The organism is Immundisolibacter sp., assembly GCF_041625615.1.
GTDB lineage: Bacteria > Pseudomonadota > Gammaproteobacteria > Immundisolibacterales > Immundisolibacteraceae > Immundisolibacter.
In genome coordinates this window covers 1-17,729 of record NZ_JBFJTF010000040.1, presented here as the reverse complement: position 1 = coordinate 17,729, position 17,729 = coordinate 1, and the positions used below count along the sequence as shown (strand labels likewise).

Annotated in this window: 17 protein-coding genes; 13 read left to right on the top strand and 4 right to left on the bottom strand. The window is 68.4% G+C overall.

The window, feature by feature from the left end:
• Together ABYX71_RS04960 and ABYX71_RS04955 are read left to right on the top strand one after the other, a co-directional pair.
• Positions 1 to 870, top strand: an 870-nt coding sequence (locus tag ABYX71_RS04960; protein WP_372695397.1) for a glutamate ligase domain-containing protein, incomplete at its 5' end; no start/stop codon positions are given.
• A 1-nt stretch (position 871) separates the two neighbouring features.
• A complete protein-coding gene (locus tag ABYX71_RS04955; RefSeq protein WP_372695396.1) occupies positions 872 to 1,480 on the top strand; it encodes an LON peptidase substrate-binding domain-containing protein in 609 nt (202 codons plus the stop codon).
• A gap of 76 nt (positions 1,481 to 1,556) precedes the next feature.
• Here the strand turns inward: ABYX71_RS04955 and dapD are convergent, their stop codons facing one another.
• Genes dapD through map form a run of 4 tightly spaced genes read right to left on the bottom strand, consistent with a single transcriptional unit; the run spans position 1,557 to position 7,062 of the window.
• The gene (gene dapD, locus ABYX71_RS04950) at positions 1,557 to 2,375 is read right to left on the bottom strand and encodes a 2,3,4,5-tetrahydropyridine-2,6-dicarboxylate N-succinyltransferase (protein ID WP_372695395.1); all 819 of its coding nucleotides are present in this window, start codon (positions 2,373 to 2,375) and stop codon (positions 1,557 to 1,559) included.
• A gap of 25 nt (positions 2,376 to 2,400) precedes the next feature.
• On the bottom strand, positions 2,401 to 3,600 hold the full coding sequence (gene dapC / locus ABYX71_RS04945; RefSeq protein WP_372695394.1) for a succinyldiaminopimelate transaminase: 1,200 nt from the start codon (positions 3,598 to 3,600) through the stop codon (positions 2,401 to 2,403).
• Between the two features lie 10 nt (positions 3,601 to 3,610).
• Positions 3,611 to 6,295 carry a [protein-PII] uridylyltransferase gene (gene glnD / locus ABYX71_RS04940; RefSeq protein WP_372695393.1) on the bottom strand — a complete coding sequence of 895 codons (2,685 nt, stop codon included), beginning with the start codon at positions 6,293 to 6,295 and terminating at the stop codon, positions 3,611 to 3,613.
• Positions 6,292 to 7,062, bottom strand: a complete 771-nt coding sequence (map, locus tag ABYX71_RS04935; protein WP_372695392.1) for a type I methionyl aminopeptidase — start codon at positions 7,060 to 7,062, stop codon at positions 6,292 to 6,294. Before map ends, glnD begins: the two co-directional genes overlap by 4 nt.
• Before the next feature lie 206 nt (positions 7,063 to 7,268).
• Between map and rpsB the strand changes: the two genes are divergently transcribed.
• The 11 genes from rpsB to ABYX71_RS04880 form a co-directional block, all read left to right on the top strand.
• Positions 7,269 to 8,000 carry a 30S ribosomal protein S2 gene (gene rpsB, locus ABYX71_RS04930; RefSeq protein ID WP_372695391.1) on the top strand — a complete coding sequence of 244 codons (732 nt, stop codon included), beginning with the start codon at positions 7,269 to 7,271 and terminating at the stop codon, positions 7,998 to 8,000.
• A 125-nt stretch (positions 8,001 to 8,125) separates the two neighbouring features.
• Positions 8,126 to 8,998 (top strand): translation elongation factor Ts, encoded by an 873-nt coding sequence (gene tsf, locus ABYX71_RS04925; protein WP_372695390.1) that lies wholly within the window; start codon positions 8,126 to 8,128, stop codon positions 8,996 to 8,998.
• 7 nt (positions 8,999 to 9,005) lie between these two features.
• Positions 9,006 to 9,737 (top strand): UMP kinase, encoded by a 732-nt coding sequence (gene pyrH / locus ABYX71_RS04920; protein WP_372695389.1) that lies wholly within the window; start codon positions 9,006 to 9,008, stop codon positions 9,735 to 9,737.
• A gap of 13 nt (positions 9,738 to 9,750) precedes the next feature.
• Positions 9,751 to 10,308 carry a ribosome recycling factor gene (frr, locus tag ABYX71_RS04915; protein WP_372695388.1) on the top strand — a complete coding sequence of 186 codons (558 nt, stop codon included), beginning with the start codon at positions 9,751 to 9,753 and terminating at the stop codon, positions 10,306 to 10,308.
• Positions 10,309 to 10,317: 9 nt separating this feature from the next.
• Positions 10,318 to 11,076, top strand: coding sequence for a polyprenyl diphosphate synthase (uppS, locus tag ABYX71_RS04910; RefSeq protein WP_372695387.1), 759 nt, complete (start codon positions 10,318 to 10,320; stop codon positions 11,074 to 11,076).
• Positions 11,069 to 11,875 carry a phosphatidate cytidylyltransferase gene (locus ABYX71_RS04905; RefSeq protein ID WP_372695386.1) on the top strand — a complete coding sequence of 269 codons (807 nt, stop codon included), beginning with the start codon at positions 11,069 to 11,071 and terminating at the stop codon, positions 11,873 to 11,875. Before uppS ends, ABYX71_RS04905 begins: the two co-directional genes overlap by 8 nt.
• A gap of 3 nt (positions 11,876 to 11,878) precedes the next feature.
• A complete protein-coding gene (locus ABYX71_RS04900; protein ID WP_372695385.1) occupies positions 11,879 to 13,048 on the top strand; it encodes a 1-deoxy-D-xylulose-5-phosphate reductoisomerase in 1,170 nt (389 codons plus the stop codon).
• The gene (gene rseP, locus ABYX71_RS04895; RefSeq protein WP_372695384.1) at positions 13,048 to 14,409 is read left to right on the top strand and encodes an RIP metalloprotease RseP; all 1,362 of its coding nucleotides are present in this window, start codon (positions 13,048 to 13,050) and stop codon (positions 14,407 to 14,409) included. Before ABYX71_RS04900 ends, rseP begins: the two co-directional genes overlap by 1 nt.
• Positions 14,410 to 14,448: 39 nt before the next feature.
• Positions 14,449 to 16,779: an outer membrane protein assembly factor BamA gene (gene bamA, locus ABYX71_RS04890; protein ID WP_372695383.1), complete on the top strand. Its 2,331-nt coding sequence runs from the start codon at positions 14,449 to 14,451 to the stop codon at positions 16,777 to 16,779.
• A gap of 49 nt (positions 16,780 to 16,828) precedes the next feature.
• On the top strand, positions 16,829 to 17,332 hold the full coding sequence (locus tag ABYX71_RS04885) for an OmpH family outer membrane protein (protein WP_372695382.1): 504 nt from the start codon (positions 16,829 to 16,831) through the stop codon (positions 17,330 to 17,332).
• A gap of 16 nt (positions 17,333 to 17,348) precedes the next feature.
• A partial coding sequence (locus ABYX71_RS04880; protein WP_372695381.1) for an LpxD N-terminal domain-containing protein occupies positions 17,349 to 17,729 on the top strand: 381 nt, incomplete at its 3' end.

The following is a 17,729-nucleotide window of genomic DNA, read 5'->3' as shown; positions in this document are numbered from 1 at the left end:
TTCGACAAGCGGGCCAAGTTCCTGCACTACCGGCCGCGCACCGCCATCCTGAACAATCTGGAATTCGACCACGCCGACATCTACCCGGACCTGGCCGCCATCGAGTGGCAGTTCCACCAGCTGCTGCGCACCGTGCCGGGCAACGGCCGGGTGATCGTCAACGCCGCCGACACGAACCTGACGCGCGTGCTCGAACGCGGCTGCTGGACGCCGGTGACCGGTGTTGGACCCGGCGGGCAGTGGCAGGCCACGCCGCTGACGCCGGATGCCAGCCGTTTCGAGCTGACCGTGGCCGGCGAGTCCGTCGGTGTGGCCGAGTGGTCGCTGGCCGGCATGCACAACCTGCACAACGCCCTGGCGGCGCTGGCCGCCGCGGCCGAGGTGGGCGTGCGCCCGGCGCAGGGACTGGCGGCGCTGGGCGGCTTTCGCAACGTGCGCCGGCGCCTGGAAGTGGTGGCGCAGGAAAGCGGCGTCACCGTGTACGACGACTTCGCCCACCATCCGACGGCCATTGCCGCCACCGTGGCGGCACTGCGCGGGCGGGTCGGCGCCGCGCGCATCCTGGCGGTGGTGGATCTGCGCTCGAACTCCATGCGCGCCGGTGCCCACCGGGCCGGCCTGGCAGCGGCGCTGGCCGATGCCGATCTGGCACTGCTGCACTGCGCCCAGCCGCTGGCCTGGGACGTCGACGAGGTGCTGCGCGACCTGCCCCGCAGCGGTGGCTTTTTCAGTGACGCCGACACGCTGGTGGCGGCGCTCTCGGTGGCGCGCCCCGGCGATCACGTTCTGCTCATGAGCAATGGCGCCTTCGGTGGCGTGCGTGCAAAACTCGTGCAGCAGTTGACCACTTCAAGGGCCGGGGGAATCTGACGTGCCAGAACTGCAAACCTTCACCCTGCCGGTGTTTCCGCTCGGCAGTGTGCTCTACCCGGGCGGCCTGCTGCCGCTGCGCATCTTCGAGCCGCGGTATCTGGCCATGGTGCGCGAGTGCCTGCGCGAGCAGCGCGGCTTCGCCGTATGTCTGATCAGCGAGGGTCGCGAGACCGGCCAGGCGGCGCGCTTTCACCCGGTCGGCACGCTGGCGAGGATCGAGGACCACGACGAGGACGCCGCCGGCATGCTGCACATCACGGTGCGTGGCGAGCAGCGCGTGCAGGTGGTGGCCAGCCGCGTGCGGGCCGATCAACTGGTGCTGGGCGAGGCGCTGCGGCTGGAGGCCGAGCCCGTCACCGGTATCGCCGAACGCCACCGTCCGCTGGTCGACCTGCTGCGGCAGGCGCTTGAGGAATACGATCCCGATTTCGGCCGTGCCCAGGAATTGCTGGACGCCACCTGGGTCGGCTTTCGCCTCGCCGAACTGCTGCCCCTGCCGCCGGCGCGCCGCCAATGGGTGCTGGAACTGACCAATCCCACGCTGCGCCTGGAGGCGCTGGCGCAGTTCATCGACGAGCTGCGCACCGGGGACGAGATGCAGCGGTAGGCCGGGTCTTTGGAGTGTCGTGTGCGGCCGCATGGGCACGCACACGGAACGTCGACACGGTTCGGTGCCGTCGGGATCAGTCCCGCAGCAGGGCGTTGATGCCCACCTTGGCGCGCGTCTGCAGGTCCACCTGCTTGACGATGACGGCGCAGTACAGGCTGTGGCTGCCGTCGGCGGCCGGCAGGTTGCCCGGCACCACCACGGCACCGGCCGGCACGCGGCCGTAGGTGATCTGGCCGGTCTCGCGGTTGTAGATCTTGGTGCTCTGGCCGATGAACACGCCCATCGACAGCACGGCGCCACGTTCCACCACCACGCCCTCGACCACTTCCGAGCGGGCGCCGATGAAGCAGTCGTCCTCGATGATGGTGGGCGCGGCCTGCAGCGGTTCCAGCACGCCGCCGATGCCGACGCCGCCGGACAGGTGCACGTTCTTGCCGATCTGGGCGCATGAGCCGACGGTGGCCCAGGTATCGACCATGGTGCCGCTGTCGACGAAGGCGCCGATGTTGACGTAGCTGGGCATCAGCACCACGCCGGGGGCGATGTAGGCGCCACGGCGGACCGTGGCCGGCGGCACCACCCGCGCGCCCTGGGCGGCGAACTCGGCCTGGCCGAAGCCGGCGAACTTGGTCGGTACCTTGTCGAAGAACGGCTGGAAACCGCCGTCCAGCACCGCGTTGTCGGCAATGCGAAACGACAGCAGCACGGCCTTCTTGAGCCATTCGTTGACCTGCCAGCCGGCGGCGGTCGGTTCGGCCACGCGGGCGGTGCCGGCGTCCAGCAGTGCCAGCGCCTGTTCCACCGCCTCGCGCACGGCCGGGCTGACGGTGGCGGCGGTGATGTCGGCACGCGCCTCGAAAGCGGTGTTGATGGTGTCGATCAGGTCCTGCATGGGGTGCTTGCTTCCTTGTGTTTGTCTATCGATCGAGGGGGGCGTTCAGCCGCTGCGCCAGGCGCGTCATGGCCTCGGCGCAGGCCGCCGGTTCGGCCACCAGTGCCAGGCGCACGTGACCGGCGCCGGGGTTCGGGCCGTCCTGCGCGCGCGCCAGGTAGCTGCCCGGCAGCACGCGCAGGCCGGCGTCGGCATACAGGTGTCGGGCGAAGGCCAGGTCATCGCCGCCGGGTACCGGCAGCCACAGGCAAAAGCCGCCGTCCGGCCGTGCCACGCGGCCGGCGAGGGTGTCCACGGCGACGTTCATCTTGTGCCGGTACAGGGCCCGGCTGTCGTGCACGTGCTGCTCATCGCTCCAGGCGGCGGCGCTGGCCGCCTGCACGTGTTCCGGCAAGGCGCAGCCGTGGTAGGTGCGGTAGCGCAGGAAACGCCCGATCAGGGCCGCGTCGCCGGCCACGAAGCCCGAGCGCAGGCCCGGCACGCTCGAACGCTTGGACAGGCTCTGGAAGGCGAGGCAGCGGGTGAAGTCGTCGAGGCCGAGCGCCCGGCAGGCGGCCAGGATGCCCGGCGGTGGTGCGAGGTCGTCGGGATAGATTTCGGAGTAGCACTCGTCGGCGGCGATGACGAAATCGTGCCGGTGCGCGAGTTCGACCAGGCGTTTGAGCTGCTCGAGGTCCAGTACCCCGCCGGTCGGGTTGTGCGGCGAGCATACGTACAGCAGTTGCACGTCGCGCCAGGCGCTGGCCGGCACGGCGTCGAAGTCCGGCTGCCCGCTGGCCGGCTGGCAGGGCAGGTACAGCGGCGTGGCGCCGGCCAGCACGGCCGCGCCCTCGTAGATCTGATAGAAGGGGTTGGGCATGGCCACGCGGGCCGCGGGGGCGCGGTCGACCAGGCATTGGGCGATGGCGAACAGCGCCTCGCGCGTGCCGCTGACCGGCAGCACCTGACGGGCCGGGTCGACGGCGCCGGCCGGCAGGCCGTGACGCCGCACCAGCCAGTCGGCGATGGCGGCGCGCAGTGCGTCGGAGCCGGCGGTCTTCGGGTAGCGGCCGAGACCGTCCAGGTGGGCGATCAGGGTCTCGCGTATGAGTGCCGGCGGTGCGTGGCGCGGCTCGCCGATGGAAAGATCCACCAGCGGCAGGCCGGCCGGCGGCGTGCTGTCGGCCAGCAGGGCGCGCAGGCGCTCGAACGGGTACGGCTGAAGGGCGTCGAAACCGGGATTCATGCGGCGTCGTTCAAAGGCCGGGCGGCAGTTCCTGACCCAGGCGCCGTATCAGGTCTTCGCGCAGCGCGTTCAGGCGTTCGGCGTCGGTGACCGCGTGGCCGGCGGCATCGGTGATGAAAAAGGCGTCCTCGGCCCGTTCGCCGTAGGTGTTGACGCGCGCGTTCTGCAGCACCAGGCCGGCCTCGGCGAATGCCTGGGCGACCTGCGACAGCAGGCCCGGCCGGTCCTTGCAGATCAGTTCGACCACCGTGCGGTCGCGGCTCAGGTCGGTGGCGAAGGAGACTTCGGTGGTGACGTGAAAGGCCTTGTGCTGGCGGCTGACGCGCCGTCCGCCGGGTTTCAGGGACAGCGGGTCTTCCTGCAGCGCACGGCGCAGCGCGGCGCGGATTTCGCGCCGGGCCGCCGGGTTCGACACCGGGTTGCCGTTGATGTCGGTGACCAGGAAGGCGTCCAGCGCGTAGCCGTCTCGGCTGGTGTAGATGCGGGCGTCGACGATGTCCAGCGCCAGCCGGTCCAGGGTGGAGGTGATGGCGGCGAACAGGTACTTGCGGTCGCGCGTGTAGACCATCACGCCGGTGCTGCCACGGTCCGGGAAGTCGCGCGTGGCCACCACCGCCGGGGCGGCGCTGCGCGCGCGCAGGATGTGCTTGGCGTGCCAGGCGATTTCCTCGGCCGTGAAGCGCAGGAAGTAGTCGTCGTCCAGGCGTTCCCAGAAACGCTCGCACTCGCGCGGATCCACCTGTTCGGCCGGCAGCAGCTCCGCGGCCCGGTGGCGGATGTCGAGCGCCTGTTCGTGGGCGTCGATAGGGCTGCCAAGGCCGCGTCGCAGCGCGCGCCGCGTGGCCAGGTACAGCGCCGTCAGCAGGGAGCCCTTCCAGGAGTTCCATACCGTGGGGCCGGTGCCGCGCATGTCGGCCACGGTCAGCAGGTACAGGTAGTCCAGGTGCACCTGGTCGCCGACCGTGGCGGCGAAGGCGCGGATCACATCGGGGTCGCCGATGTCCTGGCGCTGCGAGACCGAGCTCATCAGCAGGTGGTGGCGCACCAGCCAGGCGACCAGCCGGCTGTCGAACTCGGACAACCGGTGCAGGCGGCAGAACGCGTGGGCCTCGCTTTCGCCGAGTACCGAATGGTCGCCGCCGCGGCCCTTGGCGACGTCGTGGAACAGCGCCGCCAGGTACAGCAGCTCCGGCTTGGGGATGCGCGGGAAGATCTGGTAGCCGAGTTCCAGGGCCGGGATGTTTTCTTCCGGGAAGGCGTAGCTGCGGGTGTTGCGCAGTACGAACAGGCTGTGTTCATCGACCGTGTAGACGTGGAACAGGTCGTGCTGCATCTGCCCCAGTACCCGCCCGAAGGCGGGAATGTAGCGGGCCAGTACGCCGTAGCGGTGCATGCGTTGCAGCTCGTGGCCGATGCCGTGCGGCTGGCGGATGATCTCCATGAACAGGCTGGTGCAGCGCAGGTCGGCGCGAAAGGCGTCGTCGATCAGGTGCAGGTGCTTGCGGATCAGGCGCACGGTGCCGGCGCGCACGCCGCGCACGTGGCGGCGGTGCTGCTGCAGCAGCAGGAACAGCTCCAGCAGGGCGAACGGATACCGGCGGAACACCTGGGCGTTGCGCACCTCGATGAAATCCTTGCGCAGCTGGAAGCGGCTGTTCAGCGGGGTGGCGCGGTCGCTGCGGCGGGCCAGCAGGATCTCTTCCTCGAAATGCTGCAGCAGCATCTCGTTCAGACGCGACAGGCCCTTGACGGTGCCGTAGTAGCGCTTCATGAACTGCTCGACGGCCAGGCTGCCCGCCGTGTCCTGGTAGCCGAAGCGGCGGGCCAGCTCGCGTTGCTGGTCGAACAGCAGGTGGTCGTGCTTGCGCCCGGTCAGCAGGTGCAGGCCGTTGCGCACTTCGGACAGGAACTCCTGGCCCTCGACCAACTGCCGGTACTCGTCCGGCTCCAGGAAATCGTGCTCGACCAGCTCGTGCAGGGTGCGCGCGCCGAAGTGGCGCTTGGCCACCCAGCCGATGGTGTGGATGTCGCGCAGCCCGCCCGGGCTTTCCTTCACATTCGGCTCGAGCTTGTAGGCGGTGGCGTCGAACTTGCCGTAGCGCACGTGCTGCTCTGCCAGCTTGGCGGCCATGAACTTGCGGGTCGGCCACATCTTGTCCGGGCCGGTGCGTCGGCTGAGCTGCTCGAACAGGGTTTCGCTGCCGGCCAGCAGACGGGCCTCGAGCAGCGCCGTGGCGATGGTGACATCGCGCCGGCCTTCGTCCACGCATTGACGCAGGCTGCGCACGCTGGCGCCGATGTCGAGTCCGGTGTCGTACAGAAAGGTGATGAACCCGGTCAGCGCTTCGGATACGCGATTCACGTCGCCGGCACGCGGCGCGAGCACCAGAATGTCGACGTCCGAGCAGGCGTGCAGTTCGCCGCGGCCGTAGCCGCCGACCGCCACCAGCGCCAGGCGCTCGGCGCCCGGCACGTCGCCCATCTGGGTTGCCCAGATGCGGCGCAGCAGCAGGTCGACGAACGCGGTGCGGGCCTGCACGATCGGCGTGCCGGCCGGCTGGCGGTCATAGTACGCGCGCAGACGGTCGCCAAACTGCTGGCGTGCCCGGCGGCAGCTGGCAGGCGTGACGCCGGCTTGGTCCAGGTACTGCCCGACCGCCGGCGCGTCGAACAACGGCGCGTCCGGCGCGTTCACGGCGGCGTCTCACCCTCGCGCAGGGTGAGCACCTCGACGCCGTCTTCGGTGACCGCCACCATGTGCTCCCATTGCGCGGACAGGCTGCGGTCCTTGGTGACGACGGTCCAGCCGTCGGGCAGGAGCTTCACGTGGCGCTTGCCGGCGTTGAGCATCGGCTCGATGGTGAACACCATGCCCGGCTCCAGGACCAGGCCGGTACCCGGGATGCCGTAGTGCAGCACCTGCGGCTCTTCATGAAACTGGCGGCCGATGCCGTGCCCGCAGTACTCGCGAACCACCGAATAGCTGTGTCCCTCGGCGTAGGTCTGGATGGCGTGACCCAGATCGCCCAGGCGCATGCCCGGGCGCACCATGCGGATACCGACCCACAGCGCCTCGTAACAGGTCTCGCACAGGCGCCGTGCCTGGATGGACGGCTCGCCCACGTAGAACATGGCGCTGGTGTCGCCGTGGAAATCGTCCTTGATGACGGTGACGTCGATGTTGACGATGTCGCCCTTCTTCAGCGGCTTGTCGTTGGGAATGCCGTGGCAGACCACGTGGTTGACCGAGGTGCAGATCGACTTCGGGAAGCCGTGGTAGCCCAGCGGTGCCGAGCGGCTGTGCAACACCTCGGTGGTGTGCTGCTCGCACAGGTCGTTCAACGCGTCGGTGGTGACGCCCGCGCGCACGTGCGGGCCGATCATCTCGAGCAGCTGCGCGGCCAGACGGCCGGCCACGCGCAGGGCGTCGAGCTCTTCGGGGGACTTGATGGAGACGGTCATCGGCCTCGGACGGGCTGCCGGTGGGGGCGGCTGCGGGGGTAAAGGCGACAAAATGTAGCAGCCGCCCGCCGCGCCGGTAAACCGAACGATTGTCGCTGGCGGCGAACGATGCTATAAATCGCGCCCTTGGCTTCGGGCCGCTGCCCGACCGTGGCCTATTGTGCAACGGTAAAACCTCACCGAATTTCTGCGGAGCATTTTGGCTTATGGCTGGAGTTTCCATGCGCGACCTGCTGGACGCAGGCGTCCATTTCGGTCATCAGACCCGCTACTGGTCGCCGGCCATGGCCCCCTATATCTACGGGGCGCGCCAGAACATCCACATCATCAACCTCGAACGCAGCCTGCCCATGCTGCGCGATGCCATGAACGCCCTGGGCAAGATCGCCGCCCGCGGCGGCACGGTGCTGTTCGTCGGCACCAAGCGCCAGGCGCGCAAGCTGGTCGAGCAGCACGCCGGCGCCTGCGGCATGCCGTACATCAATCACCGCTGGCTGGGCGGCCTGCTGACCAATTACCGCACGGTGCGCAAGTCGGTGGATCGCCTGATCGATCTCGAGACGCGTCTTGAGGTGGCCAAGCCGGGCGACTTGACCAAGCGCGAAATCCAGTTGCTGAACCGCGAGCGCGAGAAGTTGCTGCGCAGTGTCGGCGGCATTCGCAACCTGAAGGGCATGCCCGATGCGTTGTTCGTCATCGACACCGGTTACGAGCACATTGCGGTCGAGGAGGCCAACCGGCTCGGCATTCCGGTGATCGCGGTGGTCGACACCAACAACCGGCCGGAGAAGGTGGACTACGTGATTCCCGGCAACGATGACTCCATCCGGGCCATCGACCTGTACCTGGGTCAGGCGGCGGAGGCCATCCAGAACGGCCACACCGCCCTCGCCGCCGGTGGCGGTGACGAGTTTGTCGAGGTCGTCGAGGCCGGCTGAGGGGACAGCGGTGGCGCGGCCTGGTGATCCGGCACGCGCCCATTTTTCAATTTTCTAAGAGGGGTTCGACCCCTCTTTTTTTGTTCCGCGCCCGGCCGGCGCGGTGCGTTGAGAGGGTAATTCAGATGAACATATCGGCATCGCTGGTCAAGGAAATGCGCGAGCGTACCGGGCTCGGCATGATGGAATGCAAGAAGGCGCTGACCGAGGCCGGTGGCGACATCGAGGCGGCCATCGACCTGGTTCGCAAGGCCGGCGCCGCACGCGCCGACAAGAAGGCCGGACGCACCGCTGCCGACGGCGCCATCATCCTGACCGTCGGCGCCGACGGTCGCAGCATGGCGCTGACCGAGGTCAACTCGGAAACCGACTTCGTGGCCAAGGACGACAATTTCCTGGCGTTTGCCGATGTGGTGGGCCAACTGGTGCTCGAGCACGGTCCGGCCGATATCGAGCAGCTGTCCGGCCTCACGATGGACGGTGGTACCGTTGAGCAGGCGCGCCAGCAGCTGGTGGCCAAGATCGGTGAGAACATCCGGGTGCGTCGTTTTGTGCGCCGCCAGTCCGCGGGGCTGCTCGGCAGCTATGTGCACGGCAGCCGTATTGGCGTGCTGGTGGAGCTTGAGGGCGGCGATGCCGACCTGGCCCGCGACATCGCCATGCACATCGCGGCCAGCCGGCCGTTGTGCGTGTCGGCCGAACAGATTCCGGCCGATGTGCTGGCCCGTGAAAAGGAAATCTACGACGCCCAGGCGGCCGAATCCGGCAAGCCGGAGGAGATCCGCGCGAAGATGGTCGAGGGGCGTCTGCGCAAGTACGCCGCCGAGGTGACCTTGCTCGGCCAGGCGTTCATCAAGGACCCGGATGTGACCGTGGAGCAGCTGCTGAAGAAGGCCGGTGCGCGGGTGGTTGCCTTCGATCGCCTGGAGGTGGGCGAGGGCATCGAGAAACAGGCTGACGACTTCGTCGCCGAAGTGATGAAGCAAGCCCGGGGCTGATTCTGTCATGGCCGCTGCGGCGCCGACGTACCGCCGAGTCCTGCTCAAGCTGAGCGGCGAGGCCCTGGCCGGTGGCAAGCCCCACGGCTTCGACCGCACTGCCATGCAGGCGGTGGCCGAGGAACTTAAGCCGGTGCTCGCCGCCGGCGTGCAGGTCGGGCTGGTGGTTGGTGGCGGCAACCTGTTCCGCGGCCTGCCGGCGGCAGCCGATGGCGCTGACCGCGCCACGGCCGACTACATCGGCATGCTGGCGACGGTGATGAACGCGCTGGCCCTGCACGAGGTGCTGCAGGCGGCCGGCATTCCGGCACGGGTGCTGTCGGCGCTGGCCGTGACCGGGGTGGCCGAGGCGTACGTCCGTTCCAAGGCGCTGGCGCACCTGGATGCCGGGCGGGTGGTGCTGTGCGCGGGCGGTATCGGCAACCCCTATTTCACGACCGATACGGCGGCTTGCCTGCGTGCCATCGACATCGGTGCCAGCTTGCTGCTGAAATCAACCAAGGTCGACGGCGTATACGACGCCGATCCCCTGCGCAACCCGGACGCGCACCGGTACGAGCGGCTGGATTACGACGAGGTGCTGTCGCGCCACCTGGGCGTCATGGACGCCACGGCAGTGGCCCTGGCGCGGGAACATGCACTGCCGGTGCGGGTGTTCGACATGAACAGTCGCGGTGCGCTGCTGCGCATCGTGCGCGGCGAGTCGGTCGGCACCCTGATGGCGCCGGCAAACGCTTGAGCGGAGGCAACTGATGATCGACGACGTGCGCAAGGACGCCGAACAGCGCATGAGCAAGAGCGTCCATGCCTTGCAGGAAGAGTTGAAGAAGATCCGCGCCGGCCGGGCCCATCCGGGGCTGCTGGATCAGGTGCACGTGAACTATTACGGTGCCGACACGCCGTTGCGCCAGCTGGCCAACATCAGCGCCGAGGACGCGCGTACGCTGCTGGTGTCGCCGTTCGACAAGGGCACCGTGGCCGCCATCGACAAGGCCATTCGCGAGTCCGACCTGGGCCTGAATCCGTCGACCGCGGGCATGGTCATCCGCGTGCCGCTGCCGGCGCTGACCGAGCAACGGCGCAAGGACCTGATTCGTGTCGTCCGTGCCGAGGGCGAGGCGTGCCGGGTGGCTATCCGCAACGTGCGCCGCGACGCCAACAACTCGCTCAAGGAGTTGGAGAAGGAAAAGCTGATCTCGGCCGATGACGAGACTCGGGCCCAGGCCGAGGTGCAGAAACTGACCGACCGCTTCGTGGCCGAGGTGGAGAGCCTGCTGGCCGCCAAGGAAGCGGACCTGCTGGAGGTCTGAGCGGGCGCCATGACGACGCCCGCGCTCGGTCAGCAGCCCCGGCACGTCGCCATCATCATGGACGGCAACGGGCGCTGGGCGCGTCGGCGTCACTTGCCCCGGGTTGCCGGGCACCGGGCGGGTGCCCGCGTGGTGCGCCGCATCGTTGAGGCCTGCGCCAGCCAGGGCATCGAATATCTGACACTGTTTGCCTTCAGCAGCGAGAACTGGTTGCGTCCGGCGGACGAGGTGTCGCTGCTGATGCGGTTGTTCTCGCGCGCGCTGCGCGAGGAGGAAGCGCGTTTGCGCGAACATGGTGTGCGGCTGACCGTCATCGGCGATCGCACCGGTTTGCCGGCCTCATTGAGGGCGGACATCGCCCGCGTGGAGGCCAGCACGGCCAGCGGTGAGGGCTTGCGGTTGATGGTGGCGGCCAATTACGGCGGGCGCTGGGACATTCTGCAGGCGGCGCGTGCATGTGTCGCCGAGGCCGCCGCCGGGCGCCTGGACGCGGCTGACCTCGACGAGCAGTCGTTCGCCGCCCGCCTGTCGACCGCCGACGCGCCGCCGGTGGACCTGCTGGTACGCACCGGTGGTGAGCGTCGCATCAGCAACTTTCTGCTCTGGCAGGCCGCCTATGCGGAACTGTATTTTGCCGACGCGCTGTGGCCGGATTTCGATGTCGAGGCGCTTGGCGAGGCCCTGGCCTGGTACGCCGGGCGTGAGCGGCGTTTCGGCCGCACCGGTGACCAGGTGCAGTGCAACGGGCTCGGTGTCGCCGGTGCCTAGAACGCGGCTGCTGACGGCACTGGCCTTGCTCGTTCTGGCACTGGCGCTGGTGTGGTACGGCGACCTGCCGTGGCTGGCCGGCGTTTTGGCGTTGATCGCCTTGCGTGCCGCCTGGGAGTGGGGGCAGCTGTGCCCGGGCCTGGATGGCGCGTGGCGCGGCGGGGTGCTGTTGGCGCTCGGCGCGTTGCTGGCCGCCACGTACGTGTTGCCGCCCGCGCTGGGTTCCGTGTTGTGGTCGCTGGCATTGGTGGGCTGGTTGCTGGCGCTGGTGCTGGTGGTCCGTTACCCGGCGGTGCCGTCCGTGTTGCAGCGACCGCTGGTGCAGGCGGCCATCATCGTGCTGGCCCTGGCCGCCGCCTGGTCGGCCCTGGTGCGCCTGGCGCAGATCGACCGCTCGCTGCTGCTGGTGTGTCTGGCCCTGGTGTGGGTGGCTGATAGCGTCGCTTACCTGGTCGGCCGTCGCTATGGTCGTCGCCGCTTGTGTCCGCAGGTCAGCCCCGGCAAGACACTGGCCGGGCTGTACGGCGGTCTCGCCGGCGCGGTGCTGGTGGGGTTGCTGGCCGGCGCGATCTGGCGTCTGGACGCGGTGCAGGTGCTGGCGCTGGGAACCCTGGCCGCACTGTGTGCCGCGTTGTCGGTGGTCGGCGACCTGACCGAGAGCGTCTTCAAGCGCCGTGCCGGCGTCAAGGACAGCGGGCAGCTGTTGCCCGGGCACGGCGGTGCGCTCGATCGCATCGATGCGCTCATCGCCGCCGCGCCGCTGTTCGCGCTGCTGGCACCGTCGTTGGTCGGGGGCTGAGCCGTGCGCAACATCGCCCTGCTGGGTGCCACCGGATCCATCGGCGACAGCACGCTGTCGGTGCTGGCACTGCATCCGGATCGCTATCGGTTGCAGGTGGTGGCGGCACGCCGCAACGTGAAACGCATGCTCGACATCTGTCGGCGCTTTCAGCCGGCGGTGGCCGTGCTGGCCGACCCCGAGGCAGCGGCCGAGGTGCGCCGTGCCCTTGATGGCGGTCCGACGCGGGTGTTGGTCGGCAGTCAGGCGTTGGCCGAGGTGGTGCGCGGGCCGGACGTGGATGTGGTGGTGGCCGGCATCGTCGGCGCGGCCGGGCTCGAATCGTCCCTGGCGGCGGCGGAGGCGGGCAAGGTTCTGTTGCTCGCCAACAAGGAGGCGCTGGTGATGGCGGGTGCGCTGTTCATGGCGGCGGTGCAGCGCGGCGGTGCGACCTTGATTCCCATCGACAGTGAGACCAATGCCATGTTCCAGTGCCTGCCGGGCTATCGCTGTGGCGAACCGGCGGCCGGGCATGGGGTGCAGCGGTTGCTGCTGACCGCCTCCGGTGGCCCGTTTCTGCGCACCCCCTTGTCGCTCATGGCCACCGCGACCCCGGATCAGGCCTGTGCCCATCCGCGCTGGGTGATGGGGCGCAAGATTTCGGTCGACTCGGCCACGCTCATGAACAAGGGGCTCGAGGTGATCGAGACCGCCTGGCTGTTCAATCTGCCGGCGCCGGCGGTGCAGGTGGTGATTCATCCGCAAAGCGTGGTGCATTCGCTGGTGGAGTTCGTCGACGGTTCGTTGCTGGCTCAGCTCGGCAGCCCGGACATGCGGGTGCCGATCGCCCATGCCCTGGCCTGGCCCGAGCGCCTGCCGTCGGGAGCGCGCACGCTGGACCTGTTCGAAACCGCCCGGCTCGATTTCGAGCCGCCAGACCGCGCGCGGTTTCCGTGTCTTGATCTGGCCTATCGGGCACTGGAGGCCGGCGGCACCGCCAGCACCATCCTGAACGCGGCCAACGAGGTCGCGGTGGCGGCGTTCCTGGACGGCCGGCTGGCTTTCGGCGCCATCGCACCGACGGTGCAGGCGGTCCTGGACGCCGTGCCGGGTCAGGCGGCGGATGCGTTGGAGACCGTGCTGGCGGCCGATCGGGCGGCGCGTCAGGCGGCACAGGCGCGGGTGGCAGCGTGATGGGCGGTGTGCTGTGGTCGGTGGGTGCGTTCGTGGTGGCCATCGGCGTGCTGGTGAGCGTGCACGAGTTCGGTCACTTCTGGGTCGCACGCCGGGTCGGCGTGAAGGTGTTGCGGTTCTCGGTTGGCTTCGGCCGGCCGCTGTGGCGCCGCGTGGATCGTCACGGCACGGAGTTCGTGATTGCCGCCCTGCCGCTGGGCGGCTACGTGAAGATGCTGGACGAGGCCGAGGCGCCGGTCGCCGACGACGAGCAGCACCGGGCGTTCAACCGCAAACCGGTATGGGCGCGCATGGCCGTGGTGGTGGCCGGGCCGCTGGCCAATCTGCTGCTGGCCTGGCTGTTCTACTGGGTCATGTTCATGGTCGGTATCCAGGGACAGCGGCCACTGGTGGGCGAGGTGTTGCCCGACACGCCGGCGGCCGTGGCCGGGTTTGCGGCGGGAGACAGCATCGAGGCGGTCGGCGGCCGGCCGGTGCGCAGCTGGGAAGACGCCACTCTGGCGTTGATGCCGGCGGCACTGGATGGCCGGACAGTGGACGTTGGCGTGACGTCGGCGGCCGGGGGGCATCAGGCGCGCACGCTCGATCTGTCCGGGCTGGACTATCGGGCCGAGGATCCGGACGTCATGCGCCGGGTGGGCCTGCGGTGGCGGGCTCCGCACATCGAACCGCGGATCGGTGAGGTGATGCCCGATGGGGCGGCCGCCGCGGCCGGCCTGCAAGCGGACGATCTGCTGCTCAGCGTCGACGGTGAGCCACTGGCCGACTGGGGCGACTGGGTGCAGCGGGTGCAGGCCAGTGCGCAGCAACCGCTGCAGGTGCGCCTGCGTCGCGGTGGGCAGGTGCTGGAGCTGACCGTGACGCCGCGCGCCGTGGAGCAGGATGGTCGGCGCATCGGCCAGGTTGGCGTGGCCGCGGCGCGGCCGCAGGTCGCCATCGACGACTACTTCGTGCGTCTGCATTACGGCCCGCTGGCGGCGGCCGGGCAGGGGCTGGGGAAACTGCGCGACATGACCGCCCTGACCGGCCAGATGGTCTGGCGCATGCTCACCGGCGAGGCCTCCAGTCGCAACGTGAGCGGGCCGCTGTCGATTGCCGAGTTCGCCGGCTACAGCGCGCGTCTCGGGGTGGCCCAGTTCCTGTCGTTTCTGGGTCTGGTCAGCCTGTCGCTGGGGCTGCTGAATCTGCTGCCGGTGCCGGTTCTGGACGGTGGACACTTGCTGTACTATTTCGCCGAATGGGTGCGCGGGCGGCCGCTGCCCGAGCGGTTTCGTGCCGTCGGCCAGCAGATTGGCCTGGCCGCCCTGCTGGCACTGACCGTGTTGGCGTTCTACAACGACATAACACGACTCCTGTTTTAGACCCTGATCGCGGGCTGCGGCCTGCCCGGTGACGCTTTGTTGTCCGAGTCCCTGCGCTTACTGTCCCGCTGCGTGCTGGCCCTCGTGCTGTGCCTGTCTTTGGTGCCGTCCACAGTGCGCGCCGTGGACGCGGACGGCTTCGTGGTCGAGGACATTCGTCTCAATGGCCTGCAGCGCATCTCGCCCGGCGCGGTATTGATCGCGCTGCCGGTGCGCGTCGGCGACCGGTTCGATCCGCAGCGCTCGAGCGATGTCATCCGCGCGCTGTTCCAGACCGAGTTCTTCAGCGACGTGCAGCTGGGGCGCGATGGCGATGTGCTGGTGATCGATGTGGTCGAACGCCCGTCGATTGCCGAGCTGAACATCACCGGCAACAAGGACATCAAGACCGAGGACCTGCAAAAAGGCCTGCGCGAGGCCGGACTGGCGGTTGGCCGGGTATTCGTTCCGTCGGCCCTGGATCAGCTGCGCCAGGAATTGCAGCGCCAGTACTTCGCCAACGGCAAGTACGGTATGGATGTGGAGACCGAGGTCGCCGACCTGCCGCGTAACCGCGTGCGCATCGACATCGTCATCTCCGAAGGCGACGTCGCGCGTATCCGTCAGATCAACATCGTCGGCAACCAGGTGTTCGACGACGACACCCTGCGCAATGCCTTCGAGTTGTCGACGCCGAATCTGCTCAGCTTCATCACTGGCAACGACAAGTACTCGCGCCAGAAACTGGCCGGCGATCTGGAGAAGCTGCACGCCTACTACCTGGATCGCGGCTACCTGGACTTCGACATCACCTCGACCCAGGTGGCCATCACCCCGGACAAGCGCGAGATCTACATCACCATCAACGTCGACGAGGGGCAGCAGTACACCGTCGACGAGGTCAAGCTGTCCGGCAACCTGGTGGTCGAGCCGGAGGAGCTGGTCAGACTGGTCACGCTGCGTCCGGGTGACGTGTTCTCGCGCAAGGCCATGACCGAGACCAGCGACGCCATCTCCGAGCGCCTGGGCGAGGCCGGCTATGCCTTCGCCAACGTCAACGGCCTGCCCGAGGTGGACACGGAGAAGGCGTCCACCAAGCTGACGTTCTTCGTCGACCCGGGCAAGCGCGCCTACGTGCGGCGCATCAGTTTCGCCGGCAACCAGAAGACCGCGGACGAGGTGATGCGGCGCGAGATGCGGCAGATGGAGTCGGCCACGTTCTCGTCGGCGGCGGTGGAACGGTCGCGGGTGCGCCTGGAGCGGCTCGGCTTCTTCGAGGACGTCACGGTCGAGACGCCGGCGGTGCCCGGCAGTCCGGACCAGGTGGACGTCAATTTCACGGTCAAGGAACGGGCGTCGGGCTCGATCTCGGCGGGCGTCGGCTTCGGCCAGGGCAGCGGCCTGCTGCTGAACGCCGCCGTGACGCAGAACAATTTCCTGGGCACGGGCGACAGCGTCAGTGTCAACTTCTCGAACAGTGACTATGCGCGCGTCTACAGCGTCGCGCACACCAACCCCTATGCCACGGTGGACGGTGTCAGCCGTTCGGTCAGCGCGTTCCTGCGCACCACCGACGCGGCCGATGCCAACCTGACCGAGTACGACACCGACTCGTTCGGCGGCTCCTGGGGCTACAACGTGCCGCTGTCCGAGTTCAGCGCGTTCGGATTCGGGCTGGCGTTCGAGAACACCAAGATCGGCACCGGCGATTTCACATCGCAGGACGTGCTGGACTTCATCGCCGACAACGGCGACAGCTACAACATCTTCAAGCTCAACCTGAGCCTGGCCCGCGATACCCGCAACCGCGCCATTTTCCCGGACCGGGGCGCCTTGCGTCGGCTGTCGGGTGAGATTGCCGCCCCGCTCGGCGATCTCCAGTTCTACAAGCTGAACTTCACCGAACAGCACTATTTCCCGTTCAGCGACACCGTCAGCCTGATGGTCAGCGGTACCCTGGGGTATGGCGACGGGTACGGCGACACCACCGCCTTGTCGTTTTTCGAAAACTTCTTCGCCGGTGGTTTCCGCACCCTGCGCGGGTTCAAGGACAACACCCTCGGTCCGCGTACCTTCAGCGCCTTCACCGATTCCGACGGTGATCCGTTCGGCGGTGATCGTTTGATTCTGGCGCGCAGCGAGCTGTTCTTCCCGGTGCCGTTCATGGAACAGCAGAGCAAGAATTTCCGGTTGTCGGTGTTTGCCGATGCCGGCAACGTGTTCGGCCCGGACGACTCGCTCAAGGTGGGCGAATTGCGTTATTCGACCGGCATGGCAGCGGTTTGGATTTCCCCGTTCGGGGCCATTTCCATCGCCATCGCACAGCCCTTCAACGAGGGGCCACAGGACGAGACCCAGCGCTTCCAGTTCAGTCTGGGCGCCGGTTTCTGAGTTTGTTTACTTCTCACGTCTTTCACGGAGAAACCTGACGATGAAGAGCATGCGGCTTTGGGCCTTGGGCCTGTTGGGGAGCCTGCTGCTGGCGCCGGCGCTGGCGGCGGCGGACCTGAAGGTTGGGTACGTCAATGCATCGGCGCTGTTGCAGGCTTCGCCTCAGGCCGAGGCGGTGCAAAAGAAGCTGCGCGACGAATTCACGCCGCGCCGCCAGCAGCTGGAGTCTCGGGCCAAGCGGCTGGAGCAGATGGAGCAGGACCTGAGCAAGAACGGCTTGATGCTCAGCGAGGAACAGCGCAAGGCCAAGGAACGCGAGATCATCGACGGCCGTCGCGAACTCAAGCACGCCCAGGACGAGTTCCAGGACGACCTGCGCATTCGCCAGTCGGAAGAGGTCGGCAAGCTGCGCGAGCAGCTGCTGACGGCGGTGGAGAAATTCGCCAAGTCGGGCGGCTACGACCTGATCCTGTACGAAGGCGTGATCTATGCCAGCGACGGGCTGAACGTGACCGACCAGGTGTTGGCGCTGCTCAAGAACCCGGCACGGTAAGCGCGCCGCGGATCCGGTGCAGCTACGTGAGCTGGCGGCGCTGCTGGGCGTCGCCTACGACGGCGATGGTGACTGCGAGCTGAGTGGCGTCGCCACCCTGGCCAAGGCTGGGCCGCAGCAGCTCAGTTTTTTTGCCAACCGCCGCTATCGGGGGCAGCTGGCCGGGTCCGATGCCGGCGCCGTGGTGCTGGCGCCGGCCGACCGCGCCCTGTTCGCGGGTGCGGTGCTGTTGTCCGACAACCCGTACCTGACTTTCGCCCGGGCGGCCGCCGCGCTGCATCCGGCGCCTTCCCTGCCCTCACAGCGCCATCCGCAGGCCAGTGTGCACCCGGATGCCCGGCTGGGCGCCGACGTGCGCATCGAGGCCGGTGCGGTGATCGAGGCCGGCGCACAGATC